Source organism: Aromatoleum aromaticum EbN1, assembly GCF_000025965.1.
GTDB classification, from domain to species: Bacteria; Pseudomonadota; Gammaproteobacteria; order Burkholderiales; family Rhodocyclaceae; genus Aromatoleum; species Aromatoleum aromaticum.
Map to the genome: position 1 here is coordinate 531,682 of NC_006513.1, position 25,243 is coordinate 556,924.

Here is a 25,243-nt window from a genome sequence, read left to right on the forward strand (position 1 = left end):
TCAAAAAGTCTCGGGCGCCTGGACTTCGGCCGTGCTCGGGACCGGGTGGGTCGGGCGGTCGCGCGCGGCGCGCTCCAGCTGGCGCCGCAAGCGGCCGATTTCGCGTCGCTGACGCAGCAGCGAGCCGAAAGTCGCGGTCACGCCGAGCAGGGCACCCGCGGTGAATGCGACGAGGATGACGAACACCAGCGGCAGCTGCCAGCTGCTGCCGAAAAAGAAGTGAAGGCTCACGAGATGGTCGTTCTTCACTGCGAAACCGAACAGCAGGAAGAACAGCAGGAGCCGGATGATCCACATTACGACGCGCATGGGATGAATTATCTCCGAGCGAAGGGCAAAAAAGAAGGCGGCTTGCGCCGCCCTCCCGGACATTCATGATGCAGACCCGACCGCCGCGCAGCTCATCCGGCGATATCGACGCGCTCGCGCAGCTCTTTGCCGGCCTTGAAGTGGGGCACGTACTTTTCCGGAACCAGAACCTTGTCCCCGGATTTCGGATTACGCCCTACCCTCGGCGGTCGGTAGTTCAATGCAAAGCTGCCAAATCCCCGGATCTCGATGCGATCCCCGCGCGCAAGCGCTTCGGACATCGCATCGATCACCATCTTGACCGCGTAATCGGCGTCTTTTGCGACCAGCTGTGGAAAACGCGCCGCCAGCCTCGCAATCAGCTCCGATTTGGTCATATCCAACCGGACTTACTGCTTCTGCTCGTTGAGCTTGGCCTTCAGCAGCGCACCAAGGTTCGTGGTACCGCTGGCTGCGGAACTGTCCGATGCGAACTTCTGCATCGCGTCGCTCTGCTCGGCCTGATCCTTCGCGCGGATCGACAGGTTGATCGAACGCGTCTTGCGGTCCACGTTGATGATCATGACCTCGACTTCCTGGCCTTCCTTCAGCACGGTCGTCAAGTCATCGACACGATGCGCAGCAGCTTCCGAAGCCCGCAGGTAGCCTTCGACATCCTCGTTCAGCGCGATCACCGCACCGCGCGCCTCGACCGATTTCACTGTGCCGCCAACGATGCTGTTCTTCTCGTGGGTCGCGATGAAATTCGTGAACGGATCGCCTTCGAGCTGCTTCACGCCGAGCGAGATGCGCTCGCGCTCGACGTCGATCGCCAAGACCACAGCCTCGACTTCGTCGCCTTTCTTGAAGCGACGCACCGCCTCTTCGCCGGTATCGCTCCAGGACAGATCGGACAGATGCACCAGGCCGTCGATGCCGCCATCCAGGCCGATGAACACACCGAAATCGGTGATCGACTTGATCTGGCCGCGAACCTTGTCGCCCTTCTTGTGGTTGATCGCGAAATCATCCCACGGGTTCGACATGCACTGCTTCATGCCGAGCGAGATGCGGCGGCGGTCTTCGTCGATCTCGAGGATCATCACTTCGACTTCGTCGCCGAGCTGAACGACCTTGGTCGGATGGATGTTCTTGTTGGTCCAGTCCATTTCGGAGACGTGGACCAGGCCCTCGATGCCCTGTTCGACCTCGACAAACGCGCCGTAGTCGGTGATGTTGGTCACCTTGCCAAACAGGCGGGTGCCCTGCGGGTAACGGCGCGAGATGCCGACCCACGGATCTTCGCCGAGTTGCTTGAGGCCGAGCGAGACGCGGTTCTTTTCCTGGTCGAACTTAAGCACCTTGGCGTCGATCTCGTCGCCGACGTTGAGAACTTCGGACGGGTGACGCACGCGACGCCATGCGAGGTCGGTGATGTGCAGCAGGCCGTCGATGCCGCCGAGATCGACGAACGCACCGTAATCGGTGATGTTCTTGACGATACCCTTGATGACGGTGCCTTCCTTGAGGTTCGCGAGCAGCTTTTCGCGCTCTTCGCCCATCGTCTCTTCGAGCACGGCACGGCGGGACACGACGACGTTGTTGCGCTTGCGGTCGAGCTTGATGACCTTGAATTCGAATTCCTTGCCTTCGTACGGCGAGGTGTCCTTGACCGGACGCATGTCGACCAGCGAGCCCGGCAGGAACGCACGGATGCTGTTGGTCATGACCGTCAGGCCACCCTTGACGCGACCCGAGATCAGGCCCTTCACTAGGGAGCCTTCGTTGAGTGCCTTTTCCAGATCGTTCCAGGCTGCGATCCGCTTCGCCTTCTCGCGCGACAGACGGGTTTCACCGTAGCCGTCTTCCAGCGCGTCGATAGCGACGTGGACGAAGTCGCCGACCTGGACTTCGAGTTCGCCGCGGTCGTCGCGGAACTCTTCGATCGGCACGTAGCTCTCGGACTTCAGCCCGGCATTCACGACGACGAAGTTGTGGTCGATGCTCACGACTTCGGCGGTGATCACCTCGCCGGAGCGCATCTCCTGACGGGCAAGGCTTTCTTCGAACAGGTCGGCAAAACTTTCCTGGAAATCGGAAACGGGGGTGGCAGTGGTCATAAAGAGTGAAGGTCCAAAAGCCGCCCGAAAGCGGCTACCAGTAGAGGATTGAAAATCAGAAAACAAACTCTTGCGAGTCTGCTTCTCGCCTGCGGGAACGGGCTAAGAGCGGACCCGGTCGAGCACGAAACCGACCGCCTGCTCCACATCGACTTTGGTCGTATCCAGGAGCACCGCATCCGGCAATTTCTTCAAAGGAGCGACAGTGCGGGCGGCGTCGCGCGCATCCCGTTCATGAAGATCCTTTAAAAGACTTTCCATGCTAGCACCCATTCCTTTTTCCATCAACTGCTTATAGCGACGCTGCGCGCGCGCCTCGACAGTCGCGGTGAGGAATATCTTGACTGTCGCATCCGGGAACACGATCGAGCCCATGTCGCGCCCTTCCGCAACGAGTCCGGGCGCACGACGGTAATCGTGCTGGCGACCGAGCAGGGCAGCGCGCACCGCAGGCAATGCCGCCACCCGGGAGGCACCGACCGAACACGTTTCGCTGCGGATAGCGTCAGTGACGTCCTCGTCGTCGAGCATCACTCGCGCTGCGCTGAACCGGGCGGGCAAGCACGCAGCGAGCGCCGCGAGCGCCGGCTCGTCATCCAATGAGAGCTCCGCACGCCTTGCCGCGAGCGCGACCAGACGGTACAGCGAACCGCTGTCGAGGTAGTGGTAACCCAGCGCGGCGGCGACCCGCGCGGCGACCGTGCCCTTGCCGGAGGCCGACGGTCCGTCGATCGCGATGACCGGGACAGGCCGGGTGATGCTGGCGAAACACTCGAAATAGGTCGGGAAAGTCTTGTTCACGCATTTCGGCTCATTGATGCGCACGCGGCAGCCGCCGAGGCTCACCAGCGAGAAGCACATCGCCATGCGGTGGTCATCGTAGGTGTCAATCGCAGCCGGCACGAGCTTCGCAGGGGGCGTGACGCGCAGGAAATCCGCCCCCTCCTCCACTGCGGCGCCGACTTTACGCAATTCTTTCGCCATCGCTGCGATGCGGTCGGTTTCCTTGACCCGCCAGCTTGCAATATTGCGCAGCGTGCACGGACCGTCGGCAAACAGCGCCGCGACGGCGAGCGTCATCGCGGCGTCGGGAATATGGTTCAGGTCGAGATCGAACGCCTTCAGCCGTCCGCTCTCCGGTGCACGCGCTTCGATCCAGTTGTCGCCGATATCCACCCGGGCGCCGAGTTCGGCGAGCGCCTCGGCGAAGCGCACGTCGCCCTGGATGCTGCTGCGGCCCACGCCTTCGACGCGAACCGGCCCACCGCCGATCGCACCGGCGGCGAGAAAGTACGAAGCCGACGATGCGTCCCCTTCGACGAACAGCGTGCCGGGGCTGCGGTAGCGCGCGCCCCCGGGAACGGTGAAGCGGGTCCAGCCCTCGCGCTGCACCTCGACGCCGAAGCGGGCCATCAGATCGAGCGTGATCGAGATGTACGGCTTCGAGATCAGCTCGCCGACGACTTCGATCGTGGTCTGCGTTCCGGTGAGCGGCAAGGCCATCAGCAGCGCGGTGAGGAACTGGCTCGAAACGTCGCCTCGCACGCGCAGCATGCCGCCGGGGCGAATCGCGGCGGGCAGGATATGCAGCGGCGGGAAGCCTTCGACACCGAGATAGCGCACGTTCGCACCGACCTGCCGCAGCCCGTCGACGAGGTCGCCAATCGGCCGCTCATGCATCCGCGCCACCCCTGTCAGGCGGTATTCGCCCCCTGACAGCGCGAGCGCGGCGGTCAGCGGGCGGAACGCTGTGCCGGCATTGCCCAGGAACAGGTCCGCGGCCTTGACCGGAAAGGGCCCGGCGACGCCGTCGACCCGATAGTGGTCGCTGTCGCCCTCGCGTGCCCACGAGACGCCCAGCGTGCGCAGCGCGTCGAGCATCCGCTCGACGTCGTCGGAGGCGAGCAGGTCACGGATTTCCGTTCGTCCCTCGGCGAGGGCAGCAAGCAGCAGGGTGCGGTTCGAGATGCTCTTCGAGCCGGGCAGGCGCACCTGCCCCGTCGCGTCGAGCATCGGCGGAAGGTCGATGAAGTCCATAGTCATTCGGGTGTGGGAACAGCGTTGGCGGCAGTGGAAAATTGCTCGGCCCAGGCGTTGCGCGCCCGGCGCGCCTCGCCGAACAGTTGCTCGAGCCGGTCGCCGTCGCCAGACAGCAGCAGTGCCCGAAGCTGCGCGAGCTCGGCCAGATACTGGTCCAGTTCGCCCAGCAGCGCCTGCCGGTTGGCGATGCAGATATCCCGCCACATCTCCGGATGGCTGCCCGCGATACGCGTGAAATCGCGAAAGCCGCTCGCGGCGTACCCGAACAGCTGTTCGGCGTTGGACCGTCCGGCAAGGTCGTGCACCAGCCCGAACGCCAGCAGATGAGGCAGGTGGCTGACCGCGGCAAACACGCGATCGTGCTCCTGCGGCGGCATCTCGTGCATCAGCGCCCCGCACGCTTCCCACGCTTCGCGCACGCGCAGCACCGCCTCCGGCTCGTTTTCCGGCAGCGGCGTGACGACGACCTTCCTGCCGTCGTACAGCCCGGCGAATGACGCCTCGACACCGCTGCACTCGGCGCCGGCGATCGGGTGCGCCGGGACAACATACGGGAGGTGGTCGGGAAGATGGCGGTAGATGGCCTCGATGACGTCGCGCTTGGTACTGCCAGCGTCCGTGACCACCGTGCGCGGCGCCAGATGCGGCGCCATCGCCGCCATCACCGCATCCATCTGCCCGACCGGGGTAGCCAACAAGACGAAATCGGCGCCGTCCAGGGCGTCGGCCCAGCCGGCAGCCGCCTTGTCGATGACGCCCAGGGCCACTGCGCGGGCAAGCGACGCGGGGCTGCGGCCGAGCCCGACGATACGCCTGACCAGTCCGGCCCGGCGCAGCGCCAGCGCGAACGAGCCGCCAATCAGGCCGACGCCACAGACGACCAGCTTGTCGATCATGACCATTGCCTGCACCTTGCCTGTTTCATTCCGCTCAGATCACCGCGCCCGGGTACGACCCCAACACTTTGACGAACCCCGCACGTTCGTTGAGTTCCTTCAAAGCCGCGGCCACCTCCGGGTCGTCGCGATGGCCTTCGATGTCCATGTAGAACACGTACTCCCACAATCCGCCGCGCGCGGGACGGGATTGCAGCTTGCTCATGCTGACACCGTGCTTCGCCAGCGGTTCGAGCAGCGCATGCACCGCGCCGGGCCGATTCGGTGCCGAGCACACCAGCGAAGTCTTGTCCTGGCCGGAGCGGTCCGCGTCGTGGTGCGCGATGACGAGAAAGCACGTGGTGTTGTTCGGATCGTCCTCGATGTTCGCAGCCAGCACGCCGAGGCCGTAGAGGTCGGCCGCCGCCTCACCCGCGATCGCGCACGATTCGGCATCTTCAGAAGCGAGGCGCGCCGCCTCGGCGTTGCTCGCGACCGGTACGCGCGAAAGGGACGGCAGCTTGCGGTTCAGCCACTCGTGGCACTGGGCGAGGGACTGGGCGTGCGAATACAGCCGTTTGAGCGCGCCGATACCGGCAGCTTTCGACAGCAGGTGCTGATGGATGCGCAGCTTGACTTCGCCGCAGATCTGCAACGGATTCTCGAGCAGCAGGTCGAGCGTGCCGCCGACCACGCCTTCGGTCGAGTTCTCGACCGGGACGACGCCGTAGTCAACATTCCCGGCTTCGACGGCGCGAAAGACCTCCTCGATGGTCGAGGTCGGTACGAAGTTCGGCGCCGAGCCGAAATGCTTGCGCGAAGCGCTCTCCGAAAAAGTTCCCGCCGGCCCGAGGTAGGCGACCCTGAGCGGCCGTTCGAGTGCGAGGCACGCCGACATGATTTCACGGAAGATCCGCTGCACCGCCAGATCCGGCAACGGCCCGGGATTGGCAGCGCCGAGGCGGCGCAGCACCTGCGCTTCGCGCTCGGGGCGATATACGTTGCCCTGCTTGATCTCGCCGACGCGCTGTGCGTGCCGGGCGCGTTCTGCAAGGCGGACGAGGATTTCCTCGTCGAGGCGGTCGATGTTCTTCCTGAGGTTCAGCAGTTCGTCACTCATGCTCGCCCTTTCAGCCGTCCGTATTCAACCGTTTCGCGCGGAAAAATCCCGCATGTAATCAACCAGCGCCTGCACTCCGGCGAGCGGCATCGCGTTATAGATCGATGCGCGCATCCCGCCGACCGACTTGTGCCCCTTGAGCTGGGTCAGTCCAGCGGCCTTCGCCCCGGCGAGGAAAGGGTCGTTGAGCGCGTCGTCGCGCAGCAGGAACGGGATGTTCATCCGCGAGCGGCTGTCCTGCGCGACGCGGTTCTCGTAAAAATCGCTGGCGTCAAGAAAATCGTAGAGCAGGTCCGACTTCGCGATGTTGTTCGCCTCGACCGCCGCGAGGCCGCCCTGCGCCTTGAGCCAGCGGAATACAAGTCCGGCGATGTAGATCGCGTAGGTCGGCGGAGTGTTGAGCATCGATCCGTTCTCCGCCATCACGCGATAATCCATGATCGTCGGTGTCACCGGCGAAGCATGGCCGAGCAGGTCCTCGCGCACGATGACGACGACCAGCCCGGAAGGACCGATGTTTTTTTGTGCCCCGGCATAGATCAGGCCGTAGCGGCCGATGTCGAGCGGGCGCGACAGGATATGCGACGACATGTCGGCGACCAGCGGCACGCCGGTGTCCGGCAACCGGCTGACTTCGCACAGCTCGACGCCGTGGATCGTCTCGTTGGTGCATAGATGCAGATAGCGCGCCCGCGGGTCGAGGTCGAGTTCTTCCGTGCGCAGCAGGCGCGTGAATCCGGCGGTCTCCGTGGAGCCGGCGAGCCGGACTGCGCCGCCGAGCGCGCCGGCCAGATGCTTCGCTTCGCCGTAAGCCTTCTTCGACCAGCTCCCGGTCACGAGATAGTCAGCCGACCCTCCGGCGAGCAGATTCATCGGGATCTGCGCGAACTGTTGCGTCGCACCGCCCTGCAGGAACAGCACGCGGTAGTTGTCCGGGATTGCCAGCAGCTCGCGCAAATCCGCTTCCGCCTGTGCGACGATCGACGTGAACTCCTTGCCGCGATGGCTCATTTCCATCACGCCGCAACCCGCGCCCTGCCAGTCGAGCATCTCTTCGGCGGCCTGTTGCAGCACCGCCTCCGGCAGCGCCGCGGGCCCGGCGCTGAAGTTGTATACGCGTGTCATCGTCTGGAACTCCCCCTTCGCGGTCTTACTCCGGCAGATCATCCGTTTGCATGCCATCCACCGCCGGCTCGGAGTCGGCCGGGGCGATGCCGTCGTCAGGAACGTCAGCCGCAGGCTCGTCGACTTCGGACTCCGCGACTTTCTCGATCCCCGCCAGCGAGGTGCCCTCGTCGAGGTTGATCAGCGTCACACCCTGCGTCGCCCGGCCCAGTTCGCGGATGTCCTGCACTCTGGTCCGGATCAGCACTCCGCCCGTCGAGATCAGCATCACCTCGTCGCTTTCCTCGACAAGGCAGGCGCCGACAAGCTTGCCGTTGCGGTCCGACGTCTGGATCGCGATCATGCCTTTGGTGCCGCGGCCGTGGCGGGTGTATTCGGCGACCGGCGTGCGCTTGCCGTAGCCGTTTTCGGTCGCGGTCAGCACCGACAGCTCCTCGTCCTTCGCGACCAGCATCGCGATCACGCGCTGGCCTTCCTCGAGATTCATGCCGCGCACCCCGCGCGCCTCGCGGCCCATCGGGCGAACGTCGCCTTCGGGGAAGCGCACCGCCTTGCCGGCATCGGAAAACAGCATGACGTCGCTGTTGCCGTCGGTGATCGCGACGCCGATCAGGCGGTCGCCGTCGTCGAGGTTCGCCGCAATGATGCCGGCCTTGCGGGGATTGGAGAACGCGGTCAGCGCGGTCTTCTTCACCGTGCCTTCGGCGGTCGCCATGAAGACGAAATGATCGTCGTCGAAAGCCTGCACCGGCAGCACCGCGTTGATCTTCTCTCCTTCCATCAACGGGAAAAGATTCACGATCGGACGGCCGCGCGAGTTGCGCGTGCCTTCGGGGACCTCATACACCTTGAGCCAATAGACGCGACCGCGACTGGAGAAGCACAGGATGTAGTCGTGCGTGTTGGCGACGAACAGACGGTCGATGAAATCGTCATCCTTCATCCCGGTCGCCTGCTTGCCGCGACCGCCGCGACGCTGCGCGCGGTAGTCGGTCAGCGGCTGGCGCTTGAAGTAGCCGGCGTGCGACAGCGTCACGACCATGTCTTCGGGCGCGATCAGGTCCTCGATGTTGATCTCGGCCGTGTTCAGCACGATCTCGGAACGGCGCGGGTCGTCGAACTGGTGCCGAATCGCGCCCAGTTCCTCGACGATGATCGCGGTGATGCGCGGCGGATTCGCGAGAATGTCGAGCAGGTCGGTGATGACGTCCATCACTTCGCGGTATTCGGTGACGATCTTGTCCTGCTCGAGTCCGGTCAGGCGTTGCAGGCGCAGCTCCAGGATCGCCTGTGCCTGCGCGTCCGACAGCCCGTAGCCCTGCGCCGAGAGGCCGAACTCGGGCGCCAGGCTGTCGGGGCGATAGCTGGCGGCGAGGGCGCGCGCGAGCATCTCCTCGACCAGCGCGGAATGCCACGTGCGTTCCATCAGCCCGCGCTTGGCGTCGGCCGGTGCCGGAGCCGCCTTGATCAACGCGATGATCTCGTCGACATTCGACAGCGCGACGGCAAGCCCTTCGAGGATATGTCCGCGTTCGCGCGCCTTGCGCAGCTCGAACACCGTGCGGCGCGTAATGACTTCACGCCGGTGCGACAGGAAGCAGTCGAGCATCTGCTTCAGGTTCAGCGTGCGCGGCTTGCCATCGACCAGCGCCACCATGTTCATGCCGAACGTATCCTGCAGCTGGGTCTGCTTGAAGAGGTTGTTCAGCACGACTTCAGGCACTTCGTTGCGCTTGAGCTCGATGACGACGCGCATGCCGGACTTGTCCGACTCGTCGCGAATCTCGCTGATGCCCTCGATCTTCTTTTCGTTCACCAACTCGGCAATGCGCTCGAGCAGCGTGCGCTTGTTCACCTGATACGGCAGCTCATCGACGATGATCGCCTGGCGGTTGCCTTTTTCCAGATCTTCGAAGTGCGTGCGCGCGCGCATCACGACGCGGCCGCGGCCGGTACGGTAACCGTCGTGCACGCCCGAGAGCCCGTAGATCAACGCGGCAGTCGGAAAGTCCGGCGCCTTGACGAGGGCGATCAGCTCTTCGATATCGGTGTCCGGGTTCTCCAGCAGCTTCAGGCAGGCATCGAGCACTTCGCCGAGGTTGTGCGGCGGGATGTTCGTCGCCATGCCGACAGCGATGCCCGACGACCCATTGATCAGCAGGTTCGGGATCTTTGCCGGCAGGATCAGGGGCTCCCTCTCCGAACCGTCGTAGTTCGGGCCGAAATCCACCGTTTCCTTGTCGATGTCGGCAAGCAACTCGTGACCGATCCGCGCCATGCGGATTTCGGTGTAACGCATCGCTGCGGCGTTGTCGCCATCGACGGAGCCGAAGTTTCCCTGGCCGTCGACGAGCATGTAGCGCAGCGAGAAGTTCTGCGCCATCCGCACGATGGTGTCGTAGACCGCGGAGTCTCCATGGGGGTGATACTTGCCGATGACGTCACCGACGATCCGCGCGGACTTCTTGTAAGCCTTGTTCCAGTCGTTCGACAGCTCGTGCATCGCGAACAGCACACGCCTGTGAACCGGCTTGAGCCCATCGCGGGCATCGGGCAGCGCGCGGCCGACGATCACGCTCATCGCGTAGTCGAGATAGGAGTGCCGCATCTCGTCTTCGAGACTGATCGGCAGCGTTTCCTTGGCAAACGGGGTCATTTAGCGGCGGCGGCGAAAACCGCTCGATCAAAAGCGTGCAATCTTACCATGCGGCCGGTACCGGACGGTCCGCATTGCCAGGGTGCCCGACCATACGCATCACTCACGAACGCGCCGATGGCGGGACAAACCGACGTATGCTTAAATCGTAGGAAAAACCGAGATGCCAAGCTGTCGCACCTGCGCAGCGCCTGCAATCGTCTGGAGCAAGAGTGAGCCAGCCCGCAGACCTCCTGATTCACGCCCGCTGGATCGTTCCCGTCGAGCCGGCGAACGTCGTACTCGAGCACCATGCGGTTGTGGTGCGCAACGGGCGCATCCTCGCGATATTGCCGCAGGACGAAGCGCGCTCGCACTATCACGCGCCAGAGTCGTTCGAACTCGCCGATCATGTCCTGATTCCGGGGCTGATCAATCTCCATGCCCATTCGGCGATGACGTTGATGCGCGGAATCGCCGACGACCTGCCTTTGATGCGCTGGCTGCAGGAGGCGATCTGGCCGGCCGAAAGCAGGCAGGTGTCCTATGCTTTCGTCCGGGACGGCACCTTGCTGGCGGCGGCCGAAATGCTGCGGGGCGGAATCACGACCTGCAACGATATGTATTTTTACCCCGATGCGGCCGCTGAAGCGTTCGACCAGGCGGGAATGCGTGCCGTGCTCGGCATTACCGTGCTCGAATTTCCCACGCCCTACGCCGCCGATGCGGACGACTATCTGCGCAAGGGACTGGCAGCACGGGGGCAATGGCACACGCATCCACGAATCGATTTTTCGTTTGCCCCGCACGCACCGTATACCGTTTCCGATGAAACCCTGGCGCGCGTCGCCAGCCTCGCCGCCGAACTCGACACGACGATCCACATCCATCTCCACGAGACGCTCCAGGAGATTCAGGACTCCCTTTCCCGGCATGGTGTCCGTCCGCTCACCCGACTTGCACGCCTCGGTCTGCTCGGCAGCAACCTGCTCGGTGTCCATGCGGTTCATCTCGACCAATCCGATTTCGACCTGCTCACCCTGCATGGTTGCAGTATTGCCCACTGTCCCACCTCGAACATGAAGCTGGCAAGCGGTATCGCACCGGTCGCCCGCCTGAGGGAAGACGGCATCACGGTAGGCCTCGGCACCGACGGCGCAGCAAGCAACAACCGCCTTGATCTCTTCCAGGAAATCCGTCATGCCTGTCTCCTTGCGAAGGTGTCCACCCTCGACGCCACCGCGATTCCTGCCCATGCCGCCATTCGGATGGCGACACTCGATGCCGCCCGCGCTTTGGGAATGGGAGACCAACTCGGGTCGATAGAACCAGGCAAGGCAGCCGACCTTTGTGCGGTCGCGCTGGACCGGTTCGAGACACGCCCCTGCTTCAATCCTGTCTCGCATTTGGTCTATGTCACAGGACGGGAGCACGTCTCCCACGTATGGGTCGGCGGAGAAATCCGTGTAAACAAAGGGAATTTGATGTTGCAATTAAACGACAGAGAATTGCTCACGCTTACTGCACTGTGGCAAACTAAGTCTGGTAGCTGAACTGGATATGTTTGGCTCTTACTCTTGGCGGGTACTGCAGAATTCAATTCGCCCGGTTAATCAGTCATCCCCACTCATCCTCCTGCCCATCGACGAGGAAATCATGATCAAACAGACTAAAAAGCAGATGTTCATACTGGCCGCAATCGCCTCGATCGGCCTCTCCGCCCCGGCCGCCTTTGCGCAGGCAAAGGATGTCGTGGTCGATGGCAAGGGCGAGATTCCCTACGTTATCGATTCGCGCAACGTCGTAGCGCGTAGCGGTGCCGGCTTGTGCTGGCGCACCGGCTACTGGAGCCCGGCTGCTGCAGGTACCGCCATGGCCGGTCAGTTCCCGGCAGGCTGCGAATGCGACAGCGATATCGTGCCGAAGGAAAAGTGTACGCCGGCAGTGATCCCGGCGGCAGTTCCCGCCCCTGCCGCTCCGGCCCCGAGGCCCACCGCTGAAAAGATCAAACTCTCCGCCGACACGCTGTTCGACTTCGACAAGGCCGTCCTCAAGCCGGAAGGCAGGAGCAAGCTTGATCAACTGGCCGAGCAGGCGAAGAGCGTCAAGCTGGAAGTGATTCTCGCGGTCGGCCATACCGACCGCCTCGGCTCCGATGTCTACAACCAGAAGTTGTCCGAGCGCCGCGCCAATGCCGTGAAGACCTATCTCGTGGGCAAGGGCGTCGAAGCAAACCGCATCTATACCGAAGGCAAGGGCGAGCGCCAACCGGTCACGGGCACGACCTGCTCGGACAAACTCGGGCGCAAGGCTCTTATCGAATGCCTGCAGCCGGATCGTCGCGTCGAAGTTGAAGTGATCGGCACGAAGTAAACTATTCATATCAGTGCCCGTGAAAGCCCTGCTCCGGCAGGGCTTTTTCATTTGGCCAGCTAAAGGGGAACACGGCTGCGCCGCACTGGTCCCATCGTGACAAAAGACTTCAGGCAATGAACATGAATGCAGACCCCGCAGAACTGCAGAAATTCAGCGAACTTGCCCACCGCTGGTGGGACACCACGTCCGAATTCAAACCGCTTCATGAAATCAACCCGTTGCGTCTCGATTGGATAGACAGGAATGCGGGGCTTGCAGGCAAGCGTGTCCTGGATATTGGATGTGGCGGAGGAATCCTGTCCGAGAGCATGGCGGCTGCAGGCGCTCATGTCACAGGTATTGACCTGTCAGAAAAGGCTCTCGGCGTCGCTCGCCTTCACCTGTTCGAAAGCGGGCAGAAAGTCGACTATCACCATGCGAGCGCCGAGGAATTCGCCGCGCAACATGCGGGTGAGTTCGACATCGTGACATGCATGGAAATGCTCGAGCATGTTCCTGATCCTGCAAGCACAGTGGCCGCGTGCGCCCAACTGGTCCGCCCCGGCGGCCAAGTGTTCTTCTCCACAATCAACCGGAATTTCAAAGCGTATCTATTTGCAGTCCTCGGGGCGGAATACATCCTGAAGCTATTGCCGCGCGGCACGCACGATTATGTGAAATTCATCAGGCCATCCGAACTCGCACGGTATTGCCGCCAAGCGGGCCTGGAAACCGCCGAATTGCTCGGTATGAGCTACAACCCCTTGACGCAGGTGTATTCTCTCGGAAATGACACCGATGTGAATTACCTTGTTCACGCCAAACAGGCAGTGTCGTAGAGCTCGCGAAGGAAGCTCGGATCCATTCAGATTTATTGGAATGCTGGTGTCGTAAAACGTATTGTGCCCATGAAGATTCCCTGCGTCTTCTTTCCGCCCCGGCGACGTAGCGCTTGCGCGGAAGTCGCGGGCGTGTCCGGTTGCGGCGTTTGGACAGCAAAAAGCCGCTTTCCCGGGGAGGGGAAGCGGCTTTTGTGCAGAGCAAAGGGTAGTCTGACGATGACCTACTTTCGCACCCGTTTAGGCACTATCATCGGCGCGGTCCTGTTTCACGGTCCTGTTCGGGATGGGAAGGGGTGGTGCCAGGACGCTATGGTCGTCAGACTGTAAAGGGTAACAAAGCGGAGAAGCAAAGTGTGTGGGGTGTTGTTGGTGTGATGCGTTTTTCGGTGAGTTGTCGCGGTGTTCGATCCAGGGTTATAGGATCAAGCCTCACGGGCAATTAGTATCGGTTAGCTCAACGCATTGCTGCGCTTCCACACCCGACCTATCAACGTCGTGGTCTTCGACGACCCTTCAGGGGGCTCGAGGCCCCGGGGAAGTCTCATCTTGAGGCGAGTTTCCCGCTTAGATGCTTTCAGCGGTTATCTCTTCCGCACTTAGCTACCCGGCGATGCGACTGGCGTCACAACCGGTACACCAGGGGTGCGTCCACTCCGGTCCTCTCGTACTAGGAGCAGGTCCTCTCAAACTTCCAGCGCCCACGGCAGATAGGGACCAAACTGTCTCACGACGTTTTAAACCCAGCTCACGTACCACTTTAAATGGCGAACAGCCATACCCTTGGGACCGGCTACAGCCCCAGGATGTGATGAGCCGACATCGAGGTGCCAAACTCCGCCGTCGATGTGAACTCTTGGGCGGAATCAGCCTGTTATCCCCAGAGTACCTTTTATCCGTTGAGCGATGGCCCTTCCATGCAGAACCACCGGATCACTATGACCTGCTTTCGCACCTGCTCGACTTGTCGGTCTCGCAGTCAAGCCGCCTTTTGCCATTGCACTATCAACACGATGTCCGACCGTGTCTAGGCGACCTTCGTACTCCTCCGTTACCTTTTGGGAGGAGACCGCCCCAGTCAAACTGCCTGCCATGCACGGTCCCCGACCCGGATTCACGGGCCAAGGTTAGAACCTCAACGACACCAGGGTGGTATTTCAAGGTTGGCTCCACGGAAACTGGCGTTCCCGTTTCACAGCCTCCCACCTATCCTACACAAGTCCCGTCAAAGTCCAATGCAAAGCTACAGTAAAGGTTCATGGGGTCTTTCCGTCTTGCCGCGGGGAGATTGCATCTTCACAAACATTTCAACTTCGCTGAGTCTCAGGAGGAGACAGTGTGGCCATCGTTACGCCATTCGTGCAGGTCGGAACTTACCCGACAAGGAATTTCGCTACCTTAGGACCGTTATAGTTACGGCCGCCGTTTACCGGGGCTTCGATCAAGAGCTTGCACCCCATCACTTAACCTTCCGGCACCGGGCAGGCGTCACACCGTATACGTCCACTTTCGTGTTTGCACAGTGCTGTGTTTTTAATAAACAGTCGCAGCCACCGATTCTCTGCGGCCCCTTCGCCCTTCGGATGTACTCCTACAAGCTAACGGGGCATACCTTCTCCCGAAGTTACGGTATCAATTTGCCGAGTTCCTTCTCCTGAGTTCTCTCAAGCGCCTGGGTATTTTCTACCTGCCCACCTGTGTCGGTTTGCGGTACGGTCGATCCTAGACTGAAGCTTAGAGGCTTTTCCTGGAAGCATGGTATCAACCACTTCGGGCTCAAAGAGCCCTCGTCATCACGCCTCAGCTCAGCCCCGCGGATTTGCCTACGGGGCACGCCTACACGCTTAAACCGGGACATCCAACACCCGGCTGGCCTAACCTTCTCCGTCCCCCCATCGCATCTAGGACCGGTACGGGAATATTGACCCGTTTCCCATCGACTACGCATTTCTGCCTCGCCTTAGGGGCCGACTCACCCTGCGTCGATGAACGTTGCGCAGGAAACCTTGGGCTTTCGGCGAGGGTGCTTTTCACACCCTTTATCGCTACTCATGTCAGCATTCGCACTTCCGATACCTCCAGCATCCCTCTCGAGACACCTTCGCAGGCTTACGGAACGCTCCCCTACCATCTCTTGCGAGATCCGCAGCTTCGGTTCATGGCTTGAGCCCCGTTACATCTTCCGCGCAGGACGACTCGACTAGTGAGCTATTACGCTTTCTTTAAAGGATGGCTGCTTCTAAGCCAACCTCCTAGCTGTCTGGGCCTTCCCACTTCGTTTCCCACTTAGCCATGTATTTGGGACCTTAGCTGGCGGTCTGGGTTGTTTCCCTCTTGTCCCAGGACGTTAGCACCCCAGGACTGTCTGCCGTATATCACTTTGCGGTATTCGGAGTTTGCTATCGCGGGGTAGATCGCAGTGACCCCCCCAACGATTACAGTGCTCTACCCCCGCAAGTGTCCGTACGACGCACTACCTAAATAGTTTTCGGGGAGAACCAGCTATTTCCGGATTTGTTTAGCCTTTCACCCCTATCCACAGCTCATCCCCTAATTTTTCAACATTAGTGGGTTCGGACCTCCAGTGCGTGTTACCGCACCTTCATCCTGGCCATGGATAGATCATCCGGTTTCGGGTCTACGCCCAGCAACTCAGCCGCCCTTGTCAGACTCGGTTTCCCTACGCCTCCCCTATTCGGTTAAGCTCGCTACTGAACGTAAGTCGCTGACCCATTATACAAAAGGTACGCAGTCACCCCACGAAGGAGGCTCCCACTGTTTGTATGCATGCGGTTTCAGGATCTATTTCACTCCCCTCCCGGGGTTCTTTTCGCCTTTCCCTCACGGTACTGGTTCACTATCGGTCGATCACGAGTATTTAGCCTTGGAGGATGGTCCCCCCATCTTCAGACAGGATTTCTCGTGTCCCGCCCTACTTGTCGCACGCTCAGACCCGCCAGCTACTTTTCGCATACGGGACTATCACCCTGTATCGTCGGACTTTCCAGACCGTTTTGCTAAGTAATTGGTTTAGTCGTGCAGGCTGCTCCCCGTTCGCTCGCCACTACTTGGGGAATCTCGGTTGATTTCTGTTCCTGCGGCTACTTAGATGTTTCAGTTCGCCGCGTTCGCCTCCACACGCCTATGTATTCAGCGCGGGATACTCCAAAAGGAGTGGGTTTCCCCATTCGGACATCGGGGGATCAAAGCTCCATTGCCAGCTCCCCCCCGCTTTTCGCAGGCTTGCACGTCCTTCATCGCCTGTGATCGCCAAGGCATCCACCACATGCACTTAGTCGCTTGATCCTATAACCATGGACCCTGTTGCCAGGGCACCACCGCCATAGACGAACTCACGCTTGTGCGCAGTCACCGGCCGCTGGTTCAAAGCGCCAATGACCGCAAAAATGCAATCACACCAACCCATGCAACAGCGCGCCTCGCGGCCCACTGTCGCACACTTTACTTCTTCCACTTTGTTAAAGAACGCAGCCTCAAAAACCTGCCAAGGCCTAAGCCCTGCGGACCCGACGATCCGCACGGCTTAGCCCTTTTCCGACGCCTCTACCCACCCCGAACACTGGTGGAGGATGACGGGATCGAACCGTCGACCCCCTGCTTGCAAAGCAGGTGCTCTCCCAGCTGAGCTAATCCCCCGCTTGATCGCTTGGTGGGTCTGGTTGGGTTCGAACCAACGACCCCCGCCTTATCAAGACGGTGCTCTAACCAGCTGAGCTACAGACCCTCATGCCTTCGAGGCTCTCGTTGCCTGAACAACCGATAAGTTGTGGATACTGCGTCGCCGCGGCCTCTTCTCTTGAAAGGAGGTGATCCAGCCGCACCTTCCGATACGGCTACCTTGTTACGACTTCACCCCAGTCATGAATCTCACCGTGGTAAGCGCCCTCCCCGAAAGGTTAAGCTACCTACTTCTGGTGAAACCCACTCCCATGGTGTGACGGGCGGTGTGTACAAGACCCGGGAACGTATTCACCGCAGCATGCTGATCTGCGATTACTAGCGATTCCGACTTCACGTAGTCGAGTTGCAGACTACGATCCGGACTACGATCGGCTTTGTGGGATTGGCTCCACCTCGCGGCTTGGCAACCCTCTGTACCGACCATTGTATGACGTGTGAAGCCCTACCCATAAGGGCCATGAGGACTTGACGTCATCCCCACCTTCCTCCGGTTTGTCACCGGCAGTCTCGCTAAAGTGCCCAACCTAATGATGGCAATTAGCGACAAGGGTTGCGCTCGTTGCGGGACTTAACCCAACATCTCACGACACGAGCTGACGACAGCCATGCAGCACCTGTGTCCTGGCTCCCGAAGGCACTCCCGCATCTCTGCAGGATTCCAGGCATGTCAAGGGTAGGTAAGGTTTTTCGCGTTGCATCGAATTAATCCACATCATCCACCGCTTGTGCGGGTCCCCGTCAATTCCTTTGAGTTTTAACCTTGCGGCCGTACTCCCCAGGCGGTCGACTTCACGCGTTAGCTGCGTTACTCAGCGCGTTACCGCACCGAACAACTAGTCGACATCGTTTAGGGCGTGGACTACCAGGGTATCTAATCCTGTTTGCTCCCCACGCTTTCGTGCATGAGCGTCAGTATCGGCCCAGGGGGCTGCCTTCGCCATCGGTGTTCCTCCACATCTCTACGCATTTCACTGCTACACGTGGAATTCCACCCCCCTCTGCCGTACTCCAGCCGTGCAGTCACAAGCGCAGTTCCCAGGTTAAGCCCGGGGATTTCACACCTGTCTTACACAACCGCCTGCGCACGCTTTACGCCCAGTAATTCCGATTAACGCTCGCACCCTACGTATTACCGCGGCTGCTGGCACGTAGTTAGCCGGTGCTTCTTCTGACAGTACCGTCATCCAGGCAGGCTATTCACCCGCCCGATTTCTTTCCGTCTGAAAGAGCTTTACAACCCGAAGGCCTTCTTCACTCACGCGGCATGGCTGGATCAGGCTTGCGCCCATTGTCCAAAATTCCCCACTGCTGCCTCCCGTAGGAGTCTGGGCCGTGTCTCAGTCCCAGTGTGGCTGATCATCCTCTCAGACCAGCTACGGATCGTCGCCTTGGTAGGCCTTTACCCCACCAACCAGCTAATCCGACATCAGCCGCTCCAATCGCGCGAGGCCCGAAGGTCCCCCGCTTTCCCCCTCAGGGCGTATGCGGTATTAGCCACGCTTTCGCGTAGTTATCCCCCACGACTGGGTACGTTCCGATGCATTACTCACCCGTTCGCCACTCGCCGGCAGGCCGAAGCCCCCGCTGCCGTTCGACTTGCATGTGTAAAGCATGCCGCCAGCGTTCAATCTGAGCCAGGATCAAACTCTTAAGTTCAATCCAACAAAGCACTCAAAGAATCTTTACTGACTTCTGCGAGCACTCGATCTTTGCAATGCCGGATCTGCCCGAAGACAATCCGGCCACCGCAGCAACCCAGTACCCACACTTATCGGTTGTTCAACTTTTTAAAGAACCGCTGCCGTTGCAGCGAGAAAGAGATTCTGACCGACTTCGCTGCTGCCGTCAACCCCCACCGGCTTCTTTCCTGACCACCGGTGAAGCTCCCTCTACCGCCACCGCGCCTCGCCCCCCACCGCAAAAAACCGACTGGAGCGCGAAGAACGGCGGATTATAGACACATCCAACAGGCAGTCAACCGGTTGTTGACGTAATCCGTCCTCGGAGCCAAGCGACTTCTTGATCACGGAGAAATTCCCGTCAATTCAGTACAACCGATGCGAACTTCCGTTTTCCAACCTGCAAGACAACCGTTTGATCACGCTGAAGCACAAGACCTTTGTCCTCGACTCGTTCCCCATTCAGTCGAACCGCGCCCTGCTCGATCATACGCAGCGCTTCCGATGTACTTCCAGTCAGTCCTGCCTGTTTGACGACTTGGAACACCGGCAAACCGCCATCCCCGACCACGACATTCACTTCGGGGATGTCGTCTGGCAATACCCCCCGTTGGAATCGTGCTTCGAAATCAGCGAGTGCATCCTCTGCAGCAGCGTGGCTGTGGAACCGGGCCACGATCTCCTGCGCCAGCAGCACTTTCAGCTCGCGCGGATTACGCCCCCCTTCGACCTCGGCGCGATAGCGCGCGATCTCGACCGCAGGATGAAACGACAGCAAGTCGAAATAGCGCCACATCAAACTATCGGAGATCGACATGATCTTCCCGAAAATTTCGCGAGGTGCTTCCGTGATGCCTATGTAGTTGCCAAGCGACTTCGACATCTTGTTAACGCCGTCGAGTCCCTCCAGCAGAGGCATCATCAACACGCACTGGGGAGCCTGCCGATCATGCTTCTGAAGCTCTCTGCCGACCAGCAGATTGAATTTCTGGTCTGTCCCCCCAAGCTCGACATCCGCCCGCATCGCCACCGAGTCGTAGCCCTGGCACAGAGGGTACAGAAACTCGTGGATCGCGATAGCCTGCCCCCCCGCGTAGCGCTTTGCAAAATCGTCCCTCTCCAGCATGCGGGCCACGGTGTACCGTGATGCCAGACGGATCATCCCCGCTGTCCCCAGAGACTCCATCCACGAGGAGTTAAAGCAGATCTCCGTCTTGTCCGGATCGAGAATCTTGAACACCTGCTCCTGATAGGTCCGAGCATTTTCAAGGATCTGCTCACGCGACAAGGGCGGCCGAGTGGCGTTCTTCCCGGACGGATCACCGATCATTGCGGTAAAGTCACCCACCAGAAACATTACCTGATGGCCCAGTTCCTGGAAGTGCCGCAACTTGTTGAGCAGGACAGTGTGCCCTAGGTGCAGGTCGGGTGCCGTCGGGTCGAAACCCGCCTTCACGCGCAGAGGGCGATCCGATTCGAGTTTTTCGACAAGTTCCGCTTCGACCAGTAACTCTTCAGCTCCCCGCTTTATCAGCTCAAGGGCCGCCTGTACGTCAGTCATGTATTTCTCCATTCGTTAGGGCAGCCGGAAAAACTTTGCTAAACTCGCGCAAGTTTTTGCCCAGTGTTTCCCATGCAGGCACGAAAAATCAGGATTCTAGCCGAACTGTTCCACCATCTCCCTTCCGGCCGCCGGCGATGGATGCTTGGAACGCTCGTGGGCACCTCACTTTTGAGCGTCGTCGCGGCCACTGCAGTGGTTCCCGGCGATCCCTTGCCGCCGTTTCCGGTGCAATCGGTCACCGAGCAGCTTGGCTCCGTTACCGTCCAGCCTAGTGCCAATGGACCCATCCCTTTCGTTTTCGACGAACGGGTGCAGCCGGGCGATACGATTCAGTCGCTTTTCCGGCGCATCAAGATCGACGACCAGGAAGCGCTCGATTTCCTGTCTAGCGATCCCGAAAGCCGAAGCACACTTCGCCAACTGCATGCAGGACGGTCCGTATTGGCACTCGTCGACGGCCGCGGAAAACTCGTTTCCCTGACTTTGCCAGTCGCGAGAGGTGATTCACGCTTCACAATCGAGCGCACTCCAGAGGGGATCCGCTCCCGCAGGCAAGCCCACCCCGAAGTGGACACCCACATCGAGATGCGCTCCGGAACGATCCGCCATACGCTTTTCGGTGCCACGGATTCGGCGGGGGTTCCCGACAGCATCGCGACAAAGCTTGCGGAGATTTTTGGCACCGAGATCGATTTCAGCTCGGATCTGCGTGCAGGAGATCAATTCAGCGTCGTCTACGAGACGATTTACGACAAGGGGGCTCCTGCAGGTAGTGGACGAGTGCTGGCGGCCGAGTTCGTCAACCAAGGAAAAAAATACGCTGTGGTATTCCACCGAGATGCGGATGGGAGCGAGGCGTACTACACACCCGAGGGTCGCGGGCTGAATGAGGCATACCTCCGGTACCCTCTCGAGTTCTCCAGAATCTCCTCCACGTTCGGGCGGCGTCTCCACCCCATTCACCGCAGTTGGCGCAGCCACAACGGCGTGGACTTTGCAGCGCCGACCGGCACCCCCGTGAAGGCGGCCTCTGACGGCGTTGTAAACTATGCAGGCAGGCAGAACGGCTATGGCAACATTGTTATCTTGCAACACCGGGACGGCTACTCCACCGCCTATGCTCACCTCAACGGCTTTGCCGGCGGTCTTCGAAAAGGCACAAAAATCAGGCAGGGCGATCTGATCGGCTATGTGGGGTCGACGGGCTGGGCGACCGGCCCGCACCTGCATTACGAAATCCGCGTCAACAATATTGCGCGCGATCCGATGAAGATTGCGCTACCTACCGTCCAGCCACTGGGACCCACCGCCCTGGCCGCATTCAAGAGCCGTACTGCCCCCCTGCTACAACGATTGGCGCTACTGAATCGAACAGTCGTGGCTCAAGCCGATTGAGCTTTCTGGCGCAGAAAGGCTGAAAAGAAAACGGGATGCAGCAGCATCCCGTTCCTGCTTCACCCTGCGGGGAACAAACCCGCAAGTGTCTTTCGTTCACGCAGAAAACGAAGAGCCGCAGCCGCAAGTACTTGTCGCGTTCGGATTGCGGATCACGAACTGGGACCCTTCCAGCCCCTCGCTGTAATCGATTTCGGCCCCTACCAAGTACTGGTAGCTCATCGGATCGACCAGCAACGTCACGCCGTTTTTTTCGAAGGCGGTGTCGTCCTCGTTCACTTCCTCGTCGAACGTAAAACCGTACTGAAAACCGGAACATCCCCCGCCGCTCACGAAAACGCGCAGCTTCAGTTCAGGGTTGCCCTCCTCCTCAATCAGCTCCTTGACCTTCATGGCCGCACTATCCGTGAAGACCATCAGTTCTGGGGTATCAACTACGGTGTTCATATTTTCTCCTCTATCAGAACACTGGCACATGATGCGCCACAGGAAGCATTTTCGTCAAAGTCCGATCACCGGTCCAGCCGATAGTTCCCCTATGGGGACACCGGAAGGATATCGAGCCCGAGCGACTCATCCAGTTCAAACATGATGTTCATGCACTGGACGGCTTGGCCGGCGGCACCCTTGACGAGATTATCGATGACCGACAGGACCACGACGACGTCGCTGCCTTGCGGCCGGTGGACGGCCACACGGCAAAGGTTGCTTGCCCTCACCGAGCGGGTTTCCGGATGACTGCCTGCGGGTAGAACATCGACAAAGAGCTCGTTCTGATACCGTTCTTCAAACAGCTTCTGCACATTCACATCCGTCGAAAGCCTGGCGTAAAGCGTCGCATGGATGCCACGGATGATCGGGGTCAAATGTGGAACAAAAGTGAGGCCAACACCCTGTCCGGCCATCGCCTCGAGTCCTTGACGAATCTCGGGAAGATGGCGGTGCCCCGCCACTGCGTAAGCTTTGAAGTTGTCGGCCGCCTCGGCAAACAACGTATGGACTTCCGCCTTGCGTCCCGCCCCCGAGACTCCGGATTTCACATCCGCGATCAAATGCGACAGATCCACCACTCCGGCCTCGACCAACGGCAGAAAGCCCAGTTGGACCGCGGTCGGGTAGCAACCTGGATTAGCCAGTATGCGGGCCGAACGAATGCGTTCGCGGTTCCGCTCGGGCAAGCCGTAGACGGCTTCGGCCACCAGCTCCGGCGAAGCGTGTTTCATCCCGTACCACTTCTCCCATTCTCCAACATCCCGGATGCGGAAATCCGCCGCCAGATCGATCAGCCGCACACCGGCATCGACGAGTTCCCTTGCCTGCTGCATTGCGATCCCGTTGGGCGTGGCAAAGAAGACTACATCGCAGCGGTCGAGCGCCGCGTCCTGCGGAGTCACGAAGCGCAGATCGACACGACCGCGCAGACTCGGAAACATGTCGCAAACGGGCATACCGGCGTCGCCGCGCGAGGTTATCGCAACCAGGTTCGCCTCGGGGTGGCGGGCAAGCAGCCTCAACAGTTCCACTCCGGTATATCCCGTTCCACCGACCACACCAATCTTGATCATGCCTTCTCCTTGCCGTGACTACCTTTCCGAGCGATGAATTATCGCACTCGCAGCGGTCGATCTTGAGTTCGAAACGAGAAAAGCCGCCTCGAAGGGCGGCTTTTCTGCTCGCAGATACGAAGTATCAGCGCTTCGAGAACTGCTTGCGGCGACGCGCCTTGCGGAAACCAACCTTCTTCCGTTCTACTTCGCGAGCGTCACGAGTCACGAAGCCGGCCTTGCGCAGCACGGGCTTGAGTTCTGCATCATATTCGATCAGCGCACGGGTGATACCGTGGCGAACAGCACCGGCCTGACCAGACTCGCCGCCGCCCGTCACATTGACCATGATGTCGAAGCGGCTGTCGTTTTCGGTCAGCACAAGCGGCTGACGCACAATCATGCGCCCAGTTTCACGCGAAAAAAACTCGTCGACCGGCTTGCCGTTGACGACGATATTGCCGGAACCCGGCTTGATGAACACGCGAGCAACCGCAGTCTTGCGGCGGCCGGTGCCGTAGTTGTAACTCACAGCCATTGATCGGCTCCTGTCAGATCTCGAGAACTTGGGGCTGCTGAGCGGAATGCGGATGTTCACCACCCGCGTAGCACTTCAGCTTCTTCAGCATGGCGTAACCCAGCGGCCCCTTCGGCAGCATGCCCTTCACCGCCTTTTCCAGCACGCGCTCGGGAAAGCGTTGCTGCAGCTTGGTGAAGTTGGTTTCGTAGATTCCGCCCGGATAACCAGTATGACGATAATACTTCTTGTCCAGCGCCTTGTTGCCGGTCACCCGCAGCTTTTCGACATTGACGACGACGATGAAGTCACCCGTATCGACGTGCGGCGTGTAGATGGCCTTGTGCTTGCCACGGAGGCGACGGGCCACTTCGGCGGCAAGCCGGCCAAGCACCTTGTCCGACGCGTCGACAACAAACCAGTCGCGCTTGACTTCATGCGGCTTGGCAGAAAACGTTTTCATTCGAATCCTCGATCTTGTCCGGCCTAGGGCGAAGGCCAATAAACGGAAAGCTCGTGATGGTACCCGTAACCATACCGGGAAGTCAAATTCAGGCTACTGCAGCCCTGTCACAAGAGAGGAGGCAAAAAAAACGCAGCCCATGCAGGACTGCGTTAAATCCACACCAAAGGAGGAGGGTGGAGGAGACACCGCTTGGATCACGAAACCGCCTTGATCCGACTGGGTACGATTATCGTGAAACACGCCCCCCGTCACAAGCTTTTATTGTGCATTGCACTATAAATGTTTTGATTACTCGATAAATTTTACTTATTTATGAGCAAGATATTGATACTAATCAATTTAACAGGCCACCATCGTCAACATGTGCCCACCTCAGCGTGACACGTTGTTATGCATTCGAGGTGTATTATTGCGCCGCAATAGAAAATCCGGATGCTGACCCATCTCGCGTCCGGTTGGCCGTATCGAATTGCCATCCGGTAAAATGCCGCTCCGCCTCGCCCAGAGGTTCCCTCGCTCATCAAGCGGACAACGGAGTAGATGATGGAATGCACTATAAAGTGGGTCGATGGAATGACTTTCCTCGCGGAGACCGGGACCGGTCACGTCGTGGCGATGGATGGGGCACCGGAGGCAGGCGGCCGAAATCTTGCCCCCCGCCCGATGGAAATGATGCTTGCCGGCGCTGGCGGATGCACGGCGTTCGACATCGTGCTGATCCTGAAACGCGGCCGCCAGGAGGTCCGCGGCTGCGAGGTAAAGCTTTCGAGCGAACGAGCGGAAGCAGACCCGAAGGTGTTCACCCGCATCACTTTTCACTACACCGTGCGCGGCAAGGGGTTGAAGGCCGAGGCGGTGGAACGCGCGATTCACCTCTCGGCAGAGAAATATTGCTCGGCGTCGATCATGCTCGGCAAGACGGCCGAATTGGTGCACGAATGGGACATCGTCGAGTGCGAGTGACGGCACTGGACGGAGG

At 60.2% G+C, this 25,243-nt stretch carries 18 protein-coding genes, 2 tRNA genes and 3 rRNA genes; 5 read left to right on the forward strand and 18 right to left on the reverse strand.

Going from position 1 to position 25,243, the window contains the following annotated elements; genetic code table 11:
* From EBN1_RS02495 to gyrA, 8 genes are all read right to left on the reverse strand, one after another.
* Complete coding sequence (locus tag EBN1_RS02495) at positions 1–309, reverse strand: LapA family protein (RefSeq protein WP_011236338.1); 309 nt, start codon at positions 307–309, stop codon at positions 1–3.
* A gap of 92 nt (positions 310–401) precedes the next feature.
* On the reverse strand, positions 402–686 hold the full coding sequence (locus EBN1_RS02500; RefSeq protein ID WP_011236339.1) for an integration host factor subunit beta: 285 nt from the start codon (positions 684–686) through the stop codon (positions 402–404).
* A gap of 12 nt (positions 687–698) precedes the next feature.
* Entirely contained in the window at positions 699–2,408 is a 1,710-nt protein-coding gene (gene rpsA / locus EBN1_RS02505; protein WP_011236340.1) for a 30S ribosomal protein S1, read from the reverse strand.
* A gap of 102 nt (positions 2,409–2,510) precedes the next feature.
* Complete coding sequence (locus EBN1_RS02510; RefSeq protein WP_041645568.1) at positions 2,511–4,445, reverse strand: bifunctional 3-phosphoshikimate 1-carboxyvinyltransferase/cytidylate kinase; 1,935 nt, start codon at positions 4,443–4,445, stop codon at positions 2,511–2,513.
* 2 nt (positions 4,446–4,447) lie between these two features.
* A complete protein-coding gene (locus EBN1_RS02515; protein ID WP_041645571.1) occupies positions 4,448–5,350 on the reverse strand; it encodes a prephenate dehydrogenase in 903 nt (300 codons plus the stop codon).
* A gap of 28 nt (positions 5,351–5,378) precedes the next feature.
* Positions 5,379–6,443 (reverse strand): prephenate dehydratase, encoded by a 1,065-nt coding sequence (gene pheA / locus EBN1_RS02520; protein ID WP_011236343.1) that lies wholly within the window; start codon positions 6,441–6,443, stop codon positions 5,379–5,381.
* A 24-nt stretch (positions 6,444–6,467) separates the two neighbouring features.
* On the reverse strand, positions 6,468–7,568 hold the full coding sequence (gene serC / locus EBN1_RS02525; RefSeq protein ID WP_011236344.1) for a 3-phosphoserine/phosphohydroxythreonine transaminase: 1,101 nt from the start codon (positions 7,566–7,568) through the stop codon (positions 6,468–6,470).
* 25 nt (positions 7,569–7,593) lie between these two features.
* Positions 7,594–10,224 carry a DNA gyrase subunit A gene (gene gyrA, locus EBN1_RS02530; protein WP_011236345.1) on the reverse strand — a complete coding sequence of 877 codons (2,631 nt, stop codon included), beginning with the start codon at positions 10,222–10,224 and terminating at the stop codon, positions 7,594–7,596.
* A gap of 212 nt (positions 10,225–10,436) precedes the next feature.
* Here gyrA and EBN1_RS02535 point away from each other — a divergent pair, with 212 nt between their 5' ends.
* From EBN1_RS02535 to ubiG, 3 genes are all read left to right on the forward strand, one after another.
* Positions 10,437–11,756, forward strand: a complete 1,320-nt coding sequence (locus EBN1_RS02535; RefSeq protein ID WP_011236346.1) for a TRZ/ATZ family hydrolase — start codon at positions 10,437–10,439, stop codon at positions 11,754–11,756.
* Positions 11,757–11,859: 103 nt separating this feature from the next.
* Complete coding sequence (locus EBN1_RS02540) at positions 11,860–12,576, forward strand: OmpA family protein (RefSeq protein WP_011236347.1); 717 nt, start codon at positions 11,860–11,862, stop codon at positions 12,574–12,576.
* Positions 12,577–12,692: 116 nt separating this feature from the next.
* Positions 12,693–13,397, forward strand: coding sequence for a bifunctional 2-polyprenyl-6-hydroxyphenol methylase/3-demethylubiquinol 3-O-methyltransferase UbiG (gene ubiG, locus EBN1_RS02545; RefSeq protein WP_011236348.1), 705 nt, complete (start codon positions 12,693–12,695; stop codon positions 13,395–13,397).
* Positions 13,398–13,608: 211 nt separating this feature from the next.
* On the opposite strand, the gene rrf is transcribed toward ubiG, so the two are convergent.
* The 6 genes from rrf to tyrS form a co-directional block, all read right to left on the reverse strand.
* Positions 13,609–13,721: ribosomal RNA gene (gene rrf, locus EBN1_RS02550) — 5S ribosomal RNA — on the reverse strand.
* 97 nt (positions 13,722–13,818) lie between these two features.
* Positions 13,819–16,703 (reverse strand): 23S ribosomal RNA (locus EBN1_RS02555).
* A gap of 275 nt (positions 16,704–16,978) precedes the next feature.
* Positions 16,979–17,054 (reverse strand) — tRNA-Ala (locus EBN1_RS02560).
* An 11-nt stretch (positions 17,055–17,065) separates the two neighbouring features.
* Positions 17,066–17,142, reverse strand: a tRNA-Ile gene (locus tag EBN1_RS02565).
* Positions 17,143–17,217: 75 nt separating this feature from the next.
* A 16S ribosomal RNA gene (locus EBN1_RS02570) occupies positions 17,218–18,755 on the reverse strand.
* Together the 16S, 23S and 5S rRNA genes with 2 tRNA genes alongside form the textbook arrangement of a ribosomal RNA operon.
* A gap of 384 nt (positions 18,756–19,139) precedes the next feature.
* Positions 19,140–20,339, reverse strand: a complete 1,200-nt coding sequence (tyrS, locus tag EBN1_RS02575; RefSeq protein WP_011236349.1) for a tyrosine--tRNA ligase — start codon at positions 20,337–20,339, stop codon at positions 19,140–19,142.
* Positions 20,340–20,495: 156 nt separating this feature from the next.
* Here tyrS and EBN1_RS02580 point away from each other — a divergent pair, with 156 nt between their 5' ends.
* Entirely contained in the window at positions 20,496–21,737 is a 1,242-nt protein-coding gene (locus EBN1_RS02580) for a peptidoglycan DD-metalloendopeptidase family protein (RefSeq protein ID WP_338390406.1), read from the forward strand.
* A 96-nt stretch (positions 21,738–21,833) separates the two neighbouring features.
* Here EBN1_RS02580 and erpA read toward each other — a convergent pair whose 3' ends face one another.
* From erpA to rplM, 4 genes are all read right to left on the reverse strand, one after another.
* Complete coding sequence (gene erpA, locus EBN1_RS02585) at positions 21,834–22,184, reverse strand: iron-sulfur cluster insertion protein ErpA (RefSeq protein ID WP_011236351.1); 351 nt, start codon at positions 22,182–22,184, stop codon at positions 21,834–21,836.
* Positions 22,185–22,273: 89 nt separating this feature from the next.
* A complete protein-coding gene (argC, locus tag EBN1_RS02590) occupies positions 22,274–23,302 on the reverse strand; it encodes an N-acetyl-gamma-glutamyl-phosphate reductase (RefSeq protein ID WP_011236352.1) in 1,029 nt (342 codons plus the stop codon).
* Between the two features lie 124 nt (positions 23,303–23,426).
* Positions 23,427–23,819, reverse strand: a complete 393-nt coding sequence (gene rpsI, locus EBN1_RS02595) for a 30S ribosomal protein S9 (RefSeq protein ID WP_011236353.1) — start codon at positions 23,817–23,819, stop codon at positions 23,427–23,429.
* Between the two features lie 13 nt (positions 23,820–23,832).
* Positions 23,833–24,261, reverse strand: coding sequence for a 50S ribosomal protein L13 (rplM, locus tag EBN1_RS02600; RefSeq protein ID WP_011236354.1), 429 nt, complete (start codon positions 24,259–24,261; stop codon positions 23,833–23,835).
* Positions 24,262–24,807: 546 nt separating this feature from the next.
* Here rplM and EBN1_RS02605 point away from each other — a divergent pair.
* A complete protein-coding gene (locus EBN1_RS02605; RefSeq protein WP_011236355.1) occupies positions 24,808–25,227 on the forward strand; it encodes an OsmC family protein in 420 nt (139 codons plus the stop codon).
* The last annotated feature ends 16 nt before the right edge of the window (positions 25,228–25,243 follow it).